General features: G+C 65.5%; 13 protein-coding genes. 6 read left to right on the forward strand and 7 right to left on the reverse strand.

Annotation, left to right across the window (positions count from 1 at the left end; all coding sequences use genetic code 11):
* Window positions 1-43 precede the first annotated feature (43 nt).
* Complete coding sequence (gene hrpA / locus CHB96_RS01530; RefSeq protein ID WP_089242785.1) at window positions 44-3,943, forward strand: ATP-dependent RNA helicase HrpA; 3,900 nt, start codon at window positions 44-46, stop codon at window positions 3,941-3,943.
* A gap of 1 nt (window position 3,944) precedes the next feature.
* On the opposite strand, the gene nrdR is transcribed toward hrpA, so the two are convergent.
* Both nrdR and CHB96_RS01540 read right to left on the reverse strand, forming a co-directional pair.
* Window positions 3,945-4,409 (reverse strand): transcriptional regulator NrdR, encoded by a 465-nt coding sequence (gene nrdR / locus CHB96_RS01535; RefSeq protein WP_089242786.1) that lies wholly within the window; start codon window positions 4,407-4,409, stop codon window positions 3,945-3,947.
* A gap of 154 nt (window positions 4,410-4,563) precedes the next feature.
* Window positions 4,564-4,902 (reverse strand): hypothetical protein, encoded by a 339-nt coding sequence (locus CHB96_RS01540; protein ID WP_141136429.1) that lies wholly within the window; start codon window positions 4,900-4,902, stop codon window positions 4,564-4,566.
* A 238-nt stretch (window positions 4,903-5,140) separates the two neighbouring features.
* Between CHB96_RS01540 and lexA the strand changes: the two genes are divergently transcribed.
* Window positions 5,141-5,959: a transcriptional repressor LexA gene (gene lexA / locus CHB96_RS01545; protein ID WP_245865128.1), complete on the forward strand. Its 819-nt coding sequence runs from the start codon at window positions 5,141-5,143 to the stop codon at window positions 5,957-5,959.
* Window positions 5,960-6,162: 203 nt separating this feature from the next.
* Here the strand turns inward: lexA and CHB96_RS01550 are convergent, their stop codons facing one another.
* The 3 genes from CHB96_RS01550 to ptsP all read right to left on the reverse strand — a co-directional run bounded on the left by CHB96_RS01550 (window position 6,163) and on the right by ptsP (window position 10,418).
* Window positions 6,163-7,305: an acyl-CoA dehydrogenase family protein gene (locus tag CHB96_RS01550; protein WP_089242788.1), complete on the reverse strand. Its 1,143-nt coding sequence runs from the start codon at window positions 7,303-7,305 to the stop codon at window positions 6,163-6,165.
* A 138-nt stretch (window positions 7,306-7,443) separates the two neighbouring features.
* The gene (locus CHB96_RS01555; protein ID WP_089242789.1) at window positions 7,444-8,709 is read right to left on the reverse strand and encodes a uracil-xanthine permease family protein; all 1,266 of its coding nucleotides are present in this window, start codon (window positions 8,707-8,709) and stop codon (window positions 7,444-7,446) included.
* A 23-nt stretch (window positions 8,710-8,732) separates the two neighbouring features.
* On the reverse strand, window positions 8,733-10,418 hold the full coding sequence (ptsP, locus tag CHB96_RS01560; protein ID WP_089242790.1) for a phosphoenolpyruvate--protein phosphotransferase: 1,686 nt from the start codon (window positions 10,416-10,418) through the stop codon (window positions 8,733-8,735).
* A 139-nt stretch (window positions 10,419-10,557) separates the two neighbouring features.
* On the opposite strand from ptsP, the gene CHB96_RS01565 reads away from it, so the two are divergent.
* From CHB96_RS01565 to CHB96_RS01580, 4 genes are read left to right on the forward strand one after another with little or no spacing between them, the layout of a single operon-like run.
* Window positions 10,558-11,325 carry a DeoR/GlpR family DNA-binding transcription regulator gene (locus CHB96_RS01565; protein WP_089242791.1) on the forward strand — a complete coding sequence of 256 codons (768 nt, stop codon included), beginning with the start codon at window positions 10,558-10,560 and terminating at the stop codon, window positions 11,323-11,325.
* Window positions 11,322-12,338: a 1-phosphofructokinase family hexose kinase gene (locus CHB96_RS01570; protein ID WP_089242792.1), complete on the forward strand. Its 1,017-nt coding sequence runs from the start codon at window positions 11,322-11,324 to the stop codon at window positions 12,336-12,338. The genes CHB96_RS01565 and CHB96_RS01570 overlap by 4 nt, the downstream gene beginning before the upstream one ends.
* Window positions 12,339-12,346: 8 nt before the next feature.
* Window positions 12,347-14,407 carry a PTS fructose transporter subunit IIABC gene (locus CHB96_RS01575; RefSeq protein WP_089242793.1) on the forward strand — a complete coding sequence of 687 codons (2,061 nt, stop codon included), beginning with the start codon at window positions 12,347-12,349 and terminating at the stop codon, window positions 14,405-14,407.
* Window positions 14,408-14,440: 33 nt separating this feature from the next.
* On the forward strand, window positions 14,441-14,698 hold the full coding sequence (locus CHB96_RS01580) for an HPr family phosphocarrier protein (protein WP_089242794.1): 258 nt from the start codon (window positions 14,441-14,443) through the stop codon (window positions 14,696-14,698).
* 9 nt (window positions 14,699-14,707) lie between these two features.
* On the opposite strand, the gene CHB96_RS01585 is transcribed toward CHB96_RS01580, so the two are convergent.
* A complete protein-coding gene (locus CHB96_RS01585) occupies window positions 14,708-15,718 on the reverse strand; it encodes a hypothetical protein (protein ID WP_089242795.1) in 1,011 nt (336 codons plus the stop codon).
* 5 nt (window positions 15,719-15,723) lie between these two features.
* Window positions 15,724-17,253, reverse strand: a complete 1,530-nt coding sequence (gene hflX / locus CHB96_RS01590) for a GTPase HflX (protein WP_089242796.1) — start codon at window positions 17,251-17,253, stop codon at window positions 15,724-15,726.
* Window positions 17,254-17,288 lie beyond the last annotated feature (35 nt).

Below are 17,288 nucleotides of genomic sequence, written 5' to 3' on the forward strand. Positions count from 1 at the left end.
CGCGCCGGTGCCGTCACCGCCCACGGCTTATCCTGGACGGAGCATGTCTACTGAAACCGTCTCGCACCGTCGTCGCACACTCGTCGCTCGCCTCGAAGGTGTCACCCTGCGCGACGAACATCGCCTCCGCCGCAGGCTCGATCGTGCCCGGACCCCCGACGCCTTGAACGCGATCGAGAGCGACGTCGCTCGCGCCGAGATGGTCGTGACGAACCGTCGCGCCGCCGTTCCTGCCGTCGAATATCCCGAGGCCCTTCCGGTCAGCCAACGCAAGGACGACATCGCCGCCGCGATCGAGCAACATCAGGTCGTCGTCGTGGCCGGTGAGACCGGATCGGGAAAGACGACGCAGATCCCGAAGATCTGCCTCGAACTCGGCCGCGGTGTTCGAGGATCCATCGGCCACACGCAGCCGAGGCGGCTCGCCGCGCGGACCGTCGCCGAACGCATCGCCGAAGAGGTGGGCCAGAGCATCGGCGAGACCGTCGGGTACAAGGTGAGGTTCACCGACCAGTCCTCCGATTCGACGCTGGTCAAATTGATGACCGACGGCATCCTGCTCGCCGAGATTCAGCGTGACAGACTTCTCCGCCAATACGACACGCTCATCATCGACGAAGCGCACGAGCGCAGCTTGAACATCGACTTCATCCTCGGCTACCTCGCGCAGCTGCTCCCCCGACGGCCCGATCTCAAAGTGATCATCACGTCGGCCACGATCGATCCCGAACGCTTCGCGCAGCACTTCGCGCGCGACGGTGTGCCCGCCCCGATCATCGAGGTGTCCGGGCGAACGTTCCCGGTCGAGATGCGGTACCGGCCGTTGACGGTGGACGCGGGCGACACGACGATCGATCTCGATCCCGTCGACGCGACGTGCGATGCCGTCGAGGAGCTGATCGGCGAGGGCGACGGTGACATTCTCGTCTTCCTCTCCGGCGAACGTGAGATCCGCGATACGGCGGATGCGTTGCGCGACAGAAAGCTTCGCAGCACCGAGATCGTCCCGCTGTACGCGCGCCTGTCGGCGGCCGAGCAGCATCGCGTCTTCACCGCGCACACGGGGCGTCGAGTAGTGTTGTCCACCAACGTCGCCGAGACGTCGTTGACGGTGCCGGGCATCCGTTACGTCGTCGATCCAGGGACAGCACGCATCTCGCGGTACTCGGTCCGCACCAAGGTGCAGAGGCTTCCCATCGAGGAGATCTCGCAGGCCTCCGCGCGGCAACGTGCCGGGCGCTGTGGTCGTGTCGCCGACGGCATCTGCATTCGGCTGTACTCGGAAGAGGATTTCGAGTCGCGACCTCAGTTCACCGAACCCGAAATTCTCCGTACCAACCTCGCCTCGGTCATTCTGCAGATGACGTCACTCGGGCTCGGCAAGATCGAGCAGTTCCCCTTCGTCGAGCCACCGGATCCACGCAGCATCCGCGACGGCATCGGGTTGCTCGAAGAACTCGGAGCTCTGACGTCGTCGACGCAGACCGGTGAGGCCGAGTTGACGCCTATCGGACGGGAACTCGCGCAGCTTCCCGTCGACCCCCGCATGGCTCGCATGCTCGTCGAGGCCAACGCGACGGGCGCTCTAGCGGACGCACTCGTCGTCGTTTCTGCACTGTCCATTCAGGACGTGCGTGAGCGGCCTGCCGAACATCAGCAGGCCGCCGACGAGAAGCACGCCCGTTTCGCGGTCGAGAATTCGGACTTCCTGTCGTACGTCGAGCTGTGGAAGTACCTGCGCGAGCAGCGAGACGAACTGTCGTCCAATCAGTTTCGACGCATGTGCCGTAACGAGTTCCTGCACTACCTGAGAATTCGCGAATGGCAGGACTTGCACGGCCAGCTTCGCCAGATCACTCGGGGCCTCGGCTGGACCGTGCCCGAGAACGAGAGCACGCAGACCGCCCTGCACCAAGCTCTGCTGTCGGGTCTGCTGTCCCACATCGGTGTACGCGAAGGCGACAAACGTGAGTTCCTCGGCGCACGGGGTGCCCACTTCGCGATCTTCCCGGGATCGGGACTGTTCAAGAAGCCTCCCCGCTGGGTGATGGCCGCCGAACTGGTCGAGACCGGCCGATTGTGGGGCCGCATGGCCGCCCGCATCGAGCCGGAATGGGCAGAGAAACTCGCCCCACATCTCGTCAAGCGCACGTACTCGGAACCGCACTGGTCGATCAAACGTCAGTCCGCGATGGCCTATGAACGCGTCACCCTGTACGGCATTCCGCTGGCGGCGGGCCGGCCGGTCAACTATCACCGGATCGACCCCGAGGTCTCACGAGAGTTGTTCATCAGACATGCTCTCGTACAAGGGGAATGGAAGACGCAGCACCCGTTCTTCCACAAGAACCGAGCCTTGCTCGAGGACGTGGGCGAGCTCGAACACCGTGCACGACGACGTGACATCGTCGTCGACGACGACGCGCTCTTCGAGTTCTACGACGCAAGGGTCGGACCCGACGCCGTGTCCGCGCGTCACTTCGACACGTGGTGGAAGAAGGCACGTAAGGCGGCGCCCGAACTGCTGGACTTCACCGCTGCGACCGTCGTCAACCCCGATGCTGCGTCGGTGCTCGGCGGCGACTATCCGGACGCGTGGCGACAGGGCGAGATCCAGTTTCCCCTGACGTATCAATTCGAGCCAGGGTCGGCGGCCGACGGCGTCACTGCACGTATTCCGATCGCACTTCTCGCACAGGTCCAGCCGGTGGGCTTCGACTGGCTCGTTCCCGGCATGCGCGCCGAACTCGTGGCCACGTTGATCAAGCTTCTACCGAAAGCAGTGCGACGCAATGTCGTTCCCGCGCCGGACTTCGCTGCGGCGGCCTTGCGGTCGATGAAGCCACGATCCGAACCGGTCGTCACAGCGTTGGCTCGGGAGCTCTCGAGGCTCGGCAATTGCCGAATCGACCCGACCGACTTCGACGCCTCGTCGCTTCCGGCCCACCTGCGTATGACATTCGTCGCGGTCGATGCCGCAGGCACAGTCCTCGGCTCGGACAAGGATCTCGTCCGGCTTCGAAAGACCTTGTCCCCTCGCGTCGATCGCGAGGTCGCCACTGCCGTCGGTCAAGCCGAGCGCGCGCCGACGTTGGCGTGGACCTCCACATCGCTCGGCACACTCGAGGACACCGTCACGCGGTCCGTGGGTGGACAGACCGTCACGGGCTATCCGGCGCTCGTTCCCGAGAACGGCGGAGTGGCGGTGCGGGTGTTGAGCACACCTGCGCAGCAACGCGCGTCGATGCGCGACGGGACCCGCGCACTCCTGCTCGAATCCGCGCCCCGCGGCACCAAGGCGCTCCTCGCAGGCATTCCGACGAAGGAGCGCATCGCGCTCGGTCAGAACCCGTACGGAACCATCGATGCGCTTCTCGAGGATTGTCGACGAACGGCTGTCGACGAGGCGATGACAGCGCACGGAGGTCCGGTGCGCAGCCCCGAGAAGTTCGTCGCGCTGTCGAAGGCGGTGAACGCCGAGACCAGTGACCGCACGTCGCGGATCGTTGCACTCGTGCGGCCGATACTCACCGCAGCACTGGAACTTCGATCCGTCCTCGAATCCAACAACGGCGACGCGGCCGACGACGTCCGCGAGCAACTCGACGGGCTGGTGTTCGACGGGTTCGTGTTCGAGTTCGGTTCCACACGGCTTGCCGAGATCCCGCGCTACCTGCTCGCGGCAACCACGCGACTGAAGTCTCTGCCGAGCAGCGCGACTCGGGACGACGCCGGCATGAACGTGCTCGACCGTGTCTACGACGCCTACGACCGACTCCTGAAGTCCCTTCCGGAGGCACGTCGTCGGAGCGCGGCGGTGCAGGAGGTCTATTGGTCGATCGAGGAACTACGTGTCGGGCTGTTCGCCCAGGGAATTCGGACCGCATACCCGGTGTCGGAGAAGCGCGTACTCAAAGCAATCGACGCAGCCGGACGCGGCTGACTCAGTCGGAGGTGGCGGACTCGCGGTGCACGCGCAGTTCGAGGATCTCCTTCTCGAAGTCCTCGGCGGAGCTGAAAGACCGGTACACCGAAGCGAAGCGCAGATACGCCACTTCGTCGAGATCACGAAGCGGACCGAGAATCGCGAGTCCGACCTCGTGACTGGGGATCTCGGCGGAGCCGGACGCACGGACCGCGTCCTCGACCTGCTGAGCGAGAAGATTCAACGCGTCGTTGTCGACGTCACGACCTTGGCAGGCGCGTCGAACACCTTTGACGACCTTCTCGCGGCTGAACGGCTCCGTGACACCACTGCGCTTGACGACTGCGAGCACTGCCGTCTCGACCGTCGTGAAGCGACGACCGCATTCCGGGCACGACCGACGGCGGCGAATCGCCTGGCCCTCGTCGGCCTCGCGCGAGTCCACCACGCGCGAATCAGGGTGCCTGCAGAACGGGCAATGCATGTCGGAGCCTCCGTCGTAGCCGATGCACTCTCCGCAGAAACCTGTGGAACGCGTAGGACGCGCGAGAGGTGCAGGCTCCGAGAATACTCGGAGTGCTACAAACGCTGATCGATCACCCACGAGGTGGAGAGATGCCGCAGGCCCCATGGTGCGGTCATTCTCCAGCCGCAGACGGAACTGCATGTTCCACGGACGAGGATGCAGGCGCCGACACGGGCTCGAGCTGTGCTGCACGCATGTTCGCGAGCCCGACCAACGCCAGGATGACAACGGCCGTACCGACGACGCCTGCAACGGCCGCGGGCCACGAGATGTTCTGATCGGCCCCGCGCTCCTCGACGCAGGAATCCGTGGCTGCGGGCCGGGTCGAGTGCACATGCGTCGAGTACACATAGTGGCGACGCGCAGGCGTGACGCGCCGACGAGAGGGACGGGCGGACGGGCGGACCACGCGTGGGCCGGCCTGCCTCGGGGTCTCGGTCGTGATGCTCATCGGAATCTCCACTGCTGTCGACGTGACCGGATGCCGCGATGCCGCTTCATTCGATCAGGCGTTCGATGAACGCTTGTTCGAAGTTCTATCACGCACGTCCGACAAAGTCAGTAGAAATCGCGACACGGATCGAACAGATGTTTGATCGAACAGCGTCGACGAGCTAGATTCGTGTCAGAAACCACACGTCACATGAACACCACACAGGCGACGGCAGCTCACGCAGGAGGACGTACGAATGAAGGACGAGACCTCGTCAGGGTCGACGGCGGTACCCGAATCTGCCGAAACGAAGTCCACGGGATCCAAGTCCGCCGGATCCAAGACGGCCGGAAAGGGCGCTGCCAAGCCTGCTGCGGTCCCTACGGCAAAAGCGTTCGAAGGTGAGGGCACCGACATCAATGCGGGTCTCACCGAGCGTCAACGCAAAGTACTCGAGGTGATCAGGGCGTCCGTCACCGAGCGCGGGTACCCACCGAGCATCCGCGAAATCGGCGACGCAGTGGGGCTGACCTCCACGTCGTCGGTCGCACATCAACTCCGGACGCTCGAGCGCAAGGGTTTCCTTCGTCGCGACGCGAATCGCCCCCGTGCAGTCGATGTTCGTGGACTCGACGAGGTACAGGCCGATCATGCCGCCGCGGTAGCCGACGGTTCGGCGCCCGCCGAGGATCAATTGCCGACACCGACGTTCGTCCCGGTTCTCGGACGTATCGCCGCCGGTGGTCCGATCCTGGCCGAGGAGGCCGTCGAGGATGTCTTCCCGCTACCGCGTGAGCTCGTCGGCCAGGGTTCGCTGTTCCTGCTCAAGGTCGTCGGCGAGTCCATGATCGACGCCGCCATCTGCGACGGTGACTGGGTCGTCGTGCGTCAGCAGAGCGTCGCCGACAACGGAGACATCGTGGCTGCCATGATCGAGGGTGAGGCCACCGTGAAGACGTTCAAGCGGTCGAAGGGCGACATCTGGCTCATGCCGCACAACCCGCTGTTCGAGCCGATCCCGGGCAACGACGCCGCAATCCTGGGCAAAGTCGTCACCGTGATGCGCAAGCTCTGACTGTCCGGATGAACACGAAAGGCTCACAGCCGCTATGCGGCCGTGAGCCTTTCGTGTTTCTGCCGCCCCCAGGACTGAGCGAATGTGACATTCGGTCACTCCAAGTGACCGAATGCCGCCCTCACTCACCCAAGTAACCGAATGTCACCCTCGCTCACCCCATGTGACCGAATGCCACCCTCGCTCACCGCGAAAAACCGGTGCTACAGGTCCAACCCTCGGCCGATGATCTCCTTCATGATCTCGGTGGTGCCGCCGTAGATGGTTTGCACGCGAGAGTCCATGTACGCCTTGGCGATCGGGTATTCCTTCATGTAGCCGTACCCGCCGTGTAGCTGAAGGCACCGGTCGATGAGCTTGACCTGGTTCTCGGTCGTCCACCACTTGGCCATCGCGGCTTCCTGCACGGTGAGGGTGCCGTCGTTCAGCAGTTCGATGTACTTGTCGACCATGATGCGGGTGGCAGTGGTCTCGGTCGCCAGTTCGGCGAGGACGAATCGTGTGTTCTGGAACTTGCCGATGGATTTGCCGAATGCCTTGCGGTCGCGGCAGTACTGGATGGTCATGTCGAGGGCGGACTCCATGGCCGCTGCGGCGACGACGGCGATCGACAGTCGCTCCTGTGGCAGGTTCTGCATCAGGTAGATGAAGCCCATGCCCTCCTCACCGAGGAGGTTCGCGGCCGGAACACGCACGTCGGTGAAGCTCAGTTCCGCGGTGTCCTGTGCCTTCATGCCGATCTTGTCGAGGTTGCGCCCCCGCTCGAAGCCCGCCATGCCGCGTTCGACCACCAGCAGGCTGAACCCTTGCGCACCCTTGTCCGGGTCGGTACAGGCCACGACGATGACGATGTCGGCGTTGATGCCGTTGGTGATGAACGTCTTGGAACCGTTCAGTACCCATTCGTCGCCGTCGCGAACTGCCCTGGTCTTGATGCCCTGGAGGTCGCTGCCGGTGCCGGGCTCGGTCATCGCGATGGCCGAGATCAGTTCACCGGAGCAGAATCCGGGGAGCCAGCGGGCCTTCTGCTCGTCGTTGGACAGCTTGATCAGGTACGGCGCGACGACGTCGTTGTGCAGCGTGAAGCCGATGCCGCTGTACCCGCCGCGGGTCGTTTCTTCGGTGACGATCGCGTTGTAGCGGAAGTCTTCGACTCCCCCGCCGCCGTATTCCTCGGGGACTGCTGTTCCGAGGAAGCCCTGTTTCCCGGCCTCGACCCACACGTCACGGTCGACGATGTTCTGCTCTTCCCACTTCGCGTGATTGGGAGCGACGTGTTGATCGAGGAACTTGCGGTACGACTCGCGAAACAGATCGTGTTCGGACTCGAACAGGGTGCGTGCCACTTCAACTCTCCTTTACGGTGCGACCGAACGGCACAGGACCTCGCCGCCGGCGACTGGCGTAGTTCGAACCCTACGACCGTGCGGAGTGGTCAGTCGATGACCGAGTCGCGCATCATCGGTGACCGAACGAGCGGTAAGTCAGGCGGCGCGTGCGCGAGCCAGCGCGCGCACGATCGGGTAGCCGACGAGAATTCCCACCGACCCCCACGCGATGCCGCCCAGTTCCACGGATCCGACGGTCAGCGTCAGGTCGCCGATTCCCGCAACGAGCGCCGCGGCCACGACCATCAGGTTGACGGGATCGGTGAAGTCGACCTTGTTGTCGAACCAGATACGAACACCCAGCAGGCCGATCAGGCCGTACAGGACCAGCGTCGCGCCGCCGATGACCCCGGACGGGACGGTGAAGACGAGCGCTCCGAACTTCGGCGAGAAGGCCAGGATCACCGCGGTGGCCGCAGCGACCCAGTACGCCGCGGTCGAATAGACCCTGGTGGCTGCCATGACGCCGATATTCTCGGCGTACGTCGTCGTTCCGGATCCACCTGCCGCGCCGGCGAGAGTGGTGGCCAGGCCGTCGGCGATCAGTGCGTCACCGGCGAGGTCGTCGAGCGATTTGCCGGTCATGGCCGACACGGCCTTGACGTGTCCGACGTTCTCCGCGATCAGCACGATGACGACGGGCAGGGCGATGAGTACGACCGAGAGTTCGAATGTCGGTCCGCGGAATTCGGGGACGCCGATCCACGATGCGCCACGCAGGGCATCGAGGCGGGTCTGGTCGATCTCGCCGAGCACAGCTGCGAACACCCACCCGATCACGACGCCGACGAGGATGCCGAGTCTGCCGAGCAACCCAGGCCCGGCGACCGTGACGAGAAGGATCGCAACGAGCGTGACCGCGGCGACGAGAGGTTGCGCCTCGAACGACGACGTCGCCGCCGGGGCGAGGTTGAGTCCGATGAGCACGACGACGGCACCTGTGACGACGGGAGGCATGACTGCCTCGATCACCCGTCCACCGGCGAACTTGACGATGAATCCGACTGCAGCCAGCACGATTCCGACGCTCATGACGGCGCCGAGCTGCGCCGCCGGACCGTCGGCTTGTGCCGCGCTGAGCGGTGCGATGAACGCGAACGACGACCCGAGGTAGCTAGGAATCCGACCGCGGGTGATCACCAGGAACAGTGCGGTACCGATGCCCGAGAACAGCAGTGTCGTGGTCACCGGAAACCCGGTGACCGTCGGAACGAGCAGCGTCGCACCGAACATGGCGATGACGTGCTGCATGCCGATGCCGATCGTGCGCGGCCACGACAGCCTCTCGTCCGGTGCGACGACCGCTCCTGCGCCGACCGTCTTTCCGTTGCCGTGCAGGGTCCATCCGAAGTTTCGACTCACAAGGACAGAATCCTAGAGGGCGATCAGTTCAAGATCGCAGCAACCGCCGCACGAGCGGCAGTCGCGCTGTCTGCACGCACTGCCGCGGCCGCCGCTTCCGTGCACTTGTCGAACGTGACGGTCGAGAGCTTCGCCCCGACGTGCGCGACGGCTGCGGACGCCGCCGACAGCGACGTGATCCCGAGTCCGACGAGCACGCATGCGAGAAGCGGATCAGCCGCTGCCTCACCACACACTCCGACGGGCTTGCCCACGGCGGCACCGGCTTTCGCCGTGTGCGCGACCAATGCGAGCACGGCAGGCTGCCACGGATCGGTCAACGCGGCGAGCTGTGGAGACATCCGGTCGGCGGCCATCGTGTACTGCGCGAGGTCGTTGGTTCCGATCGACAGGAAGTCGACGTGTTCGAGGATGTGCTCGGCCAGCAGGGCTGCGGCGGGAACTTCGATCATGACGCCCGGCTTCAGGCCACGCTCCCGCACGTCGGCTGCGAATTCGGCGGCCTCGGCGGCAGTGGCGATCATCGGTGCCATGACCCACGGGCTCGAGTTCGTCGCTTTCGCGGCGGCTGCGATGCCGTCGAGCTGGCGGTGCAGAATGCCACGATCCTGCTCGGCGATGCGGATTCCTCGGATACCGAGCGCGGGGTTCGCCTCGTCGGCGTGATTCGCGAAGCGCAGCGGCTTGTCCGATCCTGCATCGAGGGTTCGTACGACGACCTTGTGCCCGGCGAACGCGTCGAGCACCTGCCCGTAGATCTCGGCCTGCTCGTCGACGGTCGGTTCGGAATCACGGTCCAGGAAGCACAGTTCGGTCCGGAAGAGTCCGACGCCATCGGCCGCTGACGTGCGGGCCGCTCGGGCGCCTGCGCCGTCCTGGACGTTCGCGAGTATGTCGACGGCATGACCGTCCGCCGTCGTTCCGGGGCCGCTCCACTTCGAGACGAGCTCGAGTTCCGCCTTGGCCGCAGCGACCAGTTTCACGGCCTCGTCCGCATTCGGCTCGAGCACGATGTCACCGGTCTTGCCGTCGACGAGCGCACTGACTCCGGCCGGAACCTCGTCGAGTCCGTGCGCGGCCACGATGCACGGAATCCCCAGCTGCCGAGCGATGATCGCGGTGTGACTGGTAGGCCCGCCGAGTGACGTCGCGAGGCCGACCACCAGGGTGGCGTCGAGACCTGCGGTGTCGGCGGGCGCGAGGTCGTCGGCGAACAGAATCGACGGCACCGTCGGGACGGGTACGCCGGGCTCGTCCAGTCCGAGAATCTCGGCGATCACGCGGTCACGGATGTCGCGAAGGTCGGTGACGCGCTCGGCCATGAGCCCGCCGAGCTTGAGAAACATCGACGCGATCTGTTCGGTTGCGGCCGTGGTCGCAGCCGTCGCTGCACTGCCGTTGGCGATGAGCTTCTCCGCGGCTTTGAGCCATCCACGATCCTGCGCCATCGCCGCGTTGGCCGCCAGGACCTCGGAGGCCGCGCCCGACGCGAGTTCGGCACGCCCCCGAAGTCGGGCCGCCACCGTCGCGGCTGCCTCGCGGAAACGTTCGAGCTCGGTTCCGCGCGCGGCCTCGTCGACGACGGAGGTGTCGGCGGGCCGTTCGGGGCGCTGTCCGGGCCTGATCACCGGGCCGTAGCCCACTCCGGGGACGACGGGAGTACCCCGCAGCACCGTCTCCCGCGAATCGGATCGAAGCGATCCCGTCATGTGTCCTCCTCGTTCCCTGTGTGTGGCTCGGCCCGCGTTTCCGCCGGCGTTGTGATCGAGATTACTCGTTGGTCTTGACATGTCAACAGATACGGGCGTAAAACAACATAAACCAACAGCGATTTGGAAGGAGGCGCAGGTGTACGCAGAAGAACGGCAACAGTCGATTGCAGAGCTCGTCAGCACCCGAGGCCGCATCTCCGTCGCTGATCTGTCTATTGCCTATGGCGTCACGACCGAAACCGTGCGACGCGATCTCGCCGTGCTCGATCGACTCGGCATCGTGCGTCGTGTCCATGGCGGAGCGGTTCCCGCATCGGCGCTGACGGCCACCGAGCCCGGCGTCGGCGAGCGTGAATACACGCGCGCCGAACAGAAGGATGCGATCGCGAGTGCGGCGCTCGACTACCTGCCGCCGACCGGTGGCAGCGCGGTCCTGGACGCCGGGACCACCACCGGGCGGTTGGCAGCGCTCCTCGGGACCGACCGCGAACTGACGCTCGTCACCAACTCCGTGCCGATCGCCGCCCGAGTCGCTCCGCTTACCGGAGTGAATCTGCGGGTACTCGGTGGTCGTGTTCGTGGAACGACGCAGGCGGCCGTCGGACCGGAGGCGCTGCAGGCACTCGAATGGCTGCGCGTCGACGTCGCGTTCATCGGCACCAACGCACTCAGCATCGGCCACGGCCTGTCCACGCCCGACAGCGACGAGGCCGCCGTGAAGCGAGCCATGGTGACGTGCGCCAATCACGTCGTGGTTCTCGCGGATTCGTCCAAGATCGGCCGCGAGCACCTCGTCAGTTTCGCGAGGCTGGACCACATCGACGTTCTCGTCACCGACGGCGACATCGAGGACACCGATCGTAAGAGTTTGACCGACAACGGAATCGAGGTGGTGATCGCATGATCGTCACACTGACAGCGAACCCGAGCATCGACAGAACCGTCGTACTCGACTCGGAACTGGTTCGCGGCGGCGTACATCGCGCGAGCACTACGTCTCAGGACCCGGGAGGCAAGGGCGTCAACGTCGCGCGGGTGCTCACGAGCGCAGGTGTTCAGGCGATGGCCGTGCTGCCCGCATCCACGGGTGACCCTCTGCTCGAGGCGCTCAACTCGGCCGGAGTTCGCTACTGCGCGGTCCCGTCCGACGGTCTCGCTCGCACCAACATCACGGTCAGCGAGCCGGGCGGAACGACGACGAAGATCAACGAGCCCGGATCGCCGCTGAGCGTCACGACACGAGACGCACTGTTCGACACGATCCTCGATCTCGGACGCGATGCAGCGTGGGTAGCTCTGTCCGGATCGTTGCCGCCGGGAATTGCGGGTGGCTGGTACGCGGATCTCGTTCGGGCACTGCGCACTACCTCGTGCAAGGTCGCCGTCGACACGTCCGACGAGCCTCTGTCGTCGCTCGCGACGTCGTTTCCCGAGTCGGCACCTGACCTGATCAAGCCGAATTCCGAGGAGCTCGCGCAACTGACCGGCGTCGACGCCGACGAGTTGGAGCGTGCCGCATCGGCGGGGGACCCGACCGCAGCCGTCGAGGCCGGCCGCATCCTCCTGACACGGGGTGTCGGCAGTGTGCTCGCGACACTCGGCAGCGCAGGCGCAGTCCTCGTCACGTCCGACGGCGCATGGTTCGCCAGTCCCCCACGAATCGATGCCATCAGCACCGTCGGAGCGGGCGATTCCTCTCTCGCGGGCTACATACTCGCCGACATCGAACGCTGCTCGCCCGCGGACCGACTGCGCCGCGCAGTTGCCTTCGGAACCGCAGCCACTGCACTTCCGGGTACGACACTGCCGACCCCGGATCAAGCACGCCCAGAAGCAGTCACCGTGCACGCACTCGACTCGCCCTCCATCAGTAACTCGTCCAGCACCATCCCCTCCAGTTCCTCGACACTCTCCTAGGAGCCGTCATGTCCACACCCACCAACGATCCCGCGATCATCGCGGAGGAGCTCATCCTCCTCGATGCGGACCTCGGCGAGTCCAAAGATGGTGTCATCTCACGACTTTCCGAGACGCTTGCCGCCGCAGGCCGGGCGACCGAGGCCGAGTGGCTGCGCGATGCGGCACTCGCCCGCGAGGCGCAGTCCGCAACAGGACTGCCCGGCGGCATCGCGATCCCGCACTGCCGCGCAGACGTCGTCACCTCCGCGTCGCTCGGTTTCGCGCGCTTGAATCCGAAGGTCGACTTCGGTGCACCCGATGGTCCCGCCGACCTCGTGTTCCTCATCGCCGCTCCCACCGGAGCAGGATCGGCGCACATGAAGTTGCTGTCGAGCTTGGCACGTGCACTCGTCAAGCCCGAGTTCGTCGCGTCGCTGCGCGCTGCCGCGACTCCGGCCGACATCGTCGCGCTCGTCGACGGCGTCATCAACCCGGCACCGAAGGCCGCACCGGCCGCTGCACCTGCCGCGTCTACTGTGCCCGCTTCGGAGACCGCTCCTGCCACACCGGAACCCGCAGCTACGACGGCCGACGCGCCCAAGCACATCGTCGCCGTCACCGCGTGCCCCACCGGAATCGCACACACGTACATGGCCGCCGATTCACTCGTCGCCGCAGGTGAGCGTGCCGGCGTCACGGTGCACGTCGAGACGCAGGGTTCGAGCGGTAGCACTCCGCTCGACCCCTCGGTCATCGCGAGCGCCGAGGCCGTCATCTTCGCCACCGATGTCGGTGTCAAGGGCAAGGAACGTTTCGCGGGTAAGCCCGTCGTCTCGTCCGGCGTCAAGCGCGCCATCAACGAGCCCGACGTCATGGTCACCGAGGCACTGCGCGCGTCGTACGACCCGAACGCGGCTCGCGTCTCCGGTACCGCCGCCTCCACGGACGGAAGCAGCAGCGGCGCAGGTGAACTCGGCTGGGGAACCCGGATCCGGCAGATCCTGCTGACCGGTGTGAGTTACATGATCCCGTTCGTCGCGGCCGGTGGTCTGCTGATCGCGCTCGGATTCCTCCTCGGCGGCTACGAGATCTCCGGCGTAGCCGAGGACATCGTCGTCAACAACTCCATCACGTCGCTGCCCGACGGCGGACTGACCGCCTACCTCGGCGCCGTTCTGTTCCAGATCGGTGCGTTGTCGTTCAGCTTCCTCGTACCGGCGCTGGCCGGCTACATTTCGTACGCCATCGCCGACAGACCGGGTCTTGCACCAGGTTTCACGGCAGGTGCCGTCGCGGTGCTCGTCGGAGCAGGCTTCATCGGCGGCCTCGTCGGTGGTCTGATCGCCGGCTTCGTCGCTCTGTGGATCAGCAAGTGGCGCATCCCGACCGTCCTGCGCGGCCTGATGCCCGTCGTCATCATCCCGCTGTTCGCGACGCTCATCGTCGGCGGAATCATGTTCCTCGTACTCGGCAAGCCGCTCGCCGCGATCACCAGCGGTCTCACCGACTGGCTCAACGGTCTGAGCGGAAGCTCCGTCGTCATCCTGGGCATCATTCTCGGCCTGATGATGTGCTTCGATCTCGGTGGCCCGGTCAACAAGGCTGCCTACGCATTCGCGACCGCAGGACTGTCGGTCACGGACACGGCGTCGCTGCGCATCATGGCCGCCGTCATGGCTGCAGGCATGGTGCCCCCGCTCGCTCTCGCACTGGCGTCGGCACTTCGCCCGAAGATCTTCACCGAAGCCGAGCGCGAGAACGGCAAGGCTGCATGGTTCCTCGGAGCAGCCTTCATCTCCGAAGGCGCCATTCCGTTCGCGGCAGCCGACCCGCTGCGCGTCATCCCCTCGATGATGGCCGGTGGTGCCGTCACCGGTGCACTGATCATGGCGACCGACGTCACACTCAGTGCCCCGCACGGTGGAATCTTCGTCTTCTTCGCCATCGGCAAGCTCGTCTGGTTCCTCGTCGCACTGGCAGCAGGAACCATCGTCTCGGCACTGCTCGTCGTGTTTGCCAAGCAGTTCGTCAAGGGTAAGAACGCTCCGACCGAAGAAGCGCTCGACCCCGACGTCGTCGCTGCCTGACCCGTACATTTCCCAGAACATCAGGAGAATCACATGCCCAGCACCACCGTCACCGTCGGATCCGCCATCGGCCTGCACGCACGTCCCGCAGCGTTGATCGCCGAGGCAGTCGCAGAAGCAGGTGTCGACGTCACTCTCGCGGTCGAGGATCAGGAACCGGTCGACGCCGGATCTGCGCTGATGATCATGACCCTCGGCGCAACGAAAGGCACCGAGGTGATCGTCGAGAGCGACGATCAGGCGACGCTCGACAAGATCGCGGGCCTCGTGGCCTCCGACCTCGACGCCTGAGCTGATCCGTCAGCTACGCCGCCGGGCAAGCCCGAACGCGTAGACCGTCGACACCAAAGCAAGCACACCGGCGGCGGCTATCGCACCGAAGGACCATCGGCCACCCGATGACGTCTCGGTCGATGCCGTCGCCGGTGGCGGCTCCACCGCCGTCGTTGCACCACGCAGTATCTCGATGGGAGGCAGCATTCCGCCCGCTGCCTCCGACGCCACGAGCAGAGCGCCGTCGTCGTCGAACGCGACCGCCTCACCCTGTGGCTGCGACGGAAGTGCGACGACGACGGGATCGGTATCGAGCGCAGCGACGACATCACCGTCAGGCACCGCGAACAGATATACGTCGGTGTAGGTCCGGACCGCCGCGACGTTCCCGTCGGCGCTGACCGCTCCACCCGTCGCGAGAATCGAACCCGTGATGAACGGTGGACCGCCGGGTGTCTCGGTGCGCTCGAATGTGCGCTCCCCCAGCCGTTTCAAAGGCGTCGGACCGGGCGATGCGAGCTGGTCGACGCTCTCGTCGCCTGCCGGAACGTAGATTCCGCTGACCCCCGACACTTCCTTCGTGACGATCACCGGGCGACCGCCTGGTTCGATCAGCAGGGTTTCCGCGTCTTGCGGGCCGTCCGGGTACGTCAGTCGATGGAGTTCGCCCTGCCCGGTCTCCGGGTTCATTCGCGTCAGCGCGACCGTGTCCCGCCTGCGCAGATTGTCGCCGGTGTCGGACAGCCAGAGATTCCCGCCGTACGACGCGAGGTCCTCGACGTCGTACGGATCCACCGGAACGTCGAGCCATCGAGTCACTGCACAGGTGGAATCCAGCACAGCCACACGATGATCGGTTCCACTGTCCCCGATCGCATAGAGCTCGCCGTCGACGGAGGTCAGGCCCGACAGCTCCTCGAGGCCCGGATCCGACGGGACGCACAGTGTGTCGAATTGCCGAGCCTCCGGTTCCGCCTCCGCAGTCGCCGGAACGAGCATCAAAGCCCCGACCATGCCGGCGACGGCGACCGCCCTCATCGAAGTCAGGCGGTGACGGTGTCGTACGCGAACTCGGACAACACGGACGCCAGGGCGTTGGGAACCCGCGCCTCGACGTGAGTGCCGTCGGCCTCGTGCGAGGACGCCTTGATCCGGCCTTCGCTGTGGATACGCGCGACCAGGTCACCGCGCGTATACGGGATCAGCACCTCGATCTCTGCTTCGGGCCACGCCAGAATCTCACCGAGATGCTCACGAAGTTCGGCGATGCCTTCACCAGTGCGCGCCGAGACGAACCGCGCGCCGGGCAGAAGACCACGCAACTGAGTCAGCTGAACCGGGTCCGCCGCGTCGACCTTGTTGACCACGATCAGTTCCGGCGGCATCGGCGCGTCGTTTTCCTTGACGACGTCCATGATGACCTCACGCACGGCCTTGATCTGGTCGACGGGCAACGGATCGGAACCATCGACGACGTGCAGAAGCAGATCGGCGTCGGTCACTTCCTCCAGCGTCGAGCGGAACGCTTCGACGAGCTGAGTCGGGAGGTGCCGCACGAAGCCGACCGTGTCGGTGAGCACGATCGCGCGGCCGTCCTCGAGAGTGGACTTTCTCGACGTCGGGTCCAACGTGGCGAACAGTGCGTTCTGCACCAGAACACCGGATCCGGTGAGCGCGTTGAGAAGGCTGGACTTGCCCGCGTTGGTGTATCCGACGATTGCGATGTTCGGGGTGGTGCTTTCCAGACGACGCTCGCGTTTGGTGTCGCGGGCTTGCTTCATGCCCTTGATCTCGCGGCGGAGCTTCGCCATACGCTCACGAATGCGCCGACGGTCGGTCTCGATCTTCGTCTCACCGGGACCACGCAGACCCACACCGCCGTTGCTGCCCGCCCGACCACCTGCCTGCCGGGACATGGACTCACCCCAACCACGGAGCCGGGGAAGCATGTATTCCATCTGCGCGAACGCGACCTGCGCCTTGCCCTCACGCGACGTCGCATGCTGCGCGAAGATGTCCAGGATCAGCGCGGTCCGGTCGATGACCTTGACCTTGACGACCTTCTCCAGCGCGTTGAGCTGCGCGGGTGTCAGTTCGCCATCGCAGACGACGGTGTCGGCGCCGGTGGCCAGCACCACGTCACGGAGCTCGTTGGCCTTGCCGGAGCCGATGTAGGTGGCGGTGTCCGGCTTGTCCCGTCGCTGTACGAGTGCGTCGAGAACCTCGGAACCGGCGGTTTCGGCGAGCGCGGCCAACTCGGCCATGCTGTTCTCGGCTTGCGTCGCGGTACCGGAGGTCCACACACCGACCAGCACGACGCGCTCGAGGCGCAGCTGGCGGTATTCGACCTCCGTGACGTCGGCGAGCTCGGTCGACAGACCGGCGACGCGTCGTAGCGCGGTGCGTTCTTCGAGTTGCATGTCGCCGGACGACGGAGCGTCCTCGTCGACGGGAAGTGGGGATCGGGCGATGCGCCTGGACCAAGCTTCCGACTCCTCGGCCGTCCACGTGGTGTGGTCGGCGGAGTCCGTGTGCGGGCCCAGGTCGGTTTCTGGACGATGTGTGTCAGTCATGTGAGACCCATGATCCACGAAAAGTGCAGCGCATG

The sequence above is a fragment of the Rhodococcoides kyotonense genome (genome assembly GCF_900188125.1).
In the GTDB taxonomy this organism is placed as follows: domain Bacteria; phylum Actinomycetota; class Actinomycetes; order Mycobacteriales; family Mycobacteriaceae; genus Rhodococcoides; species Rhodococcoides kyotonense.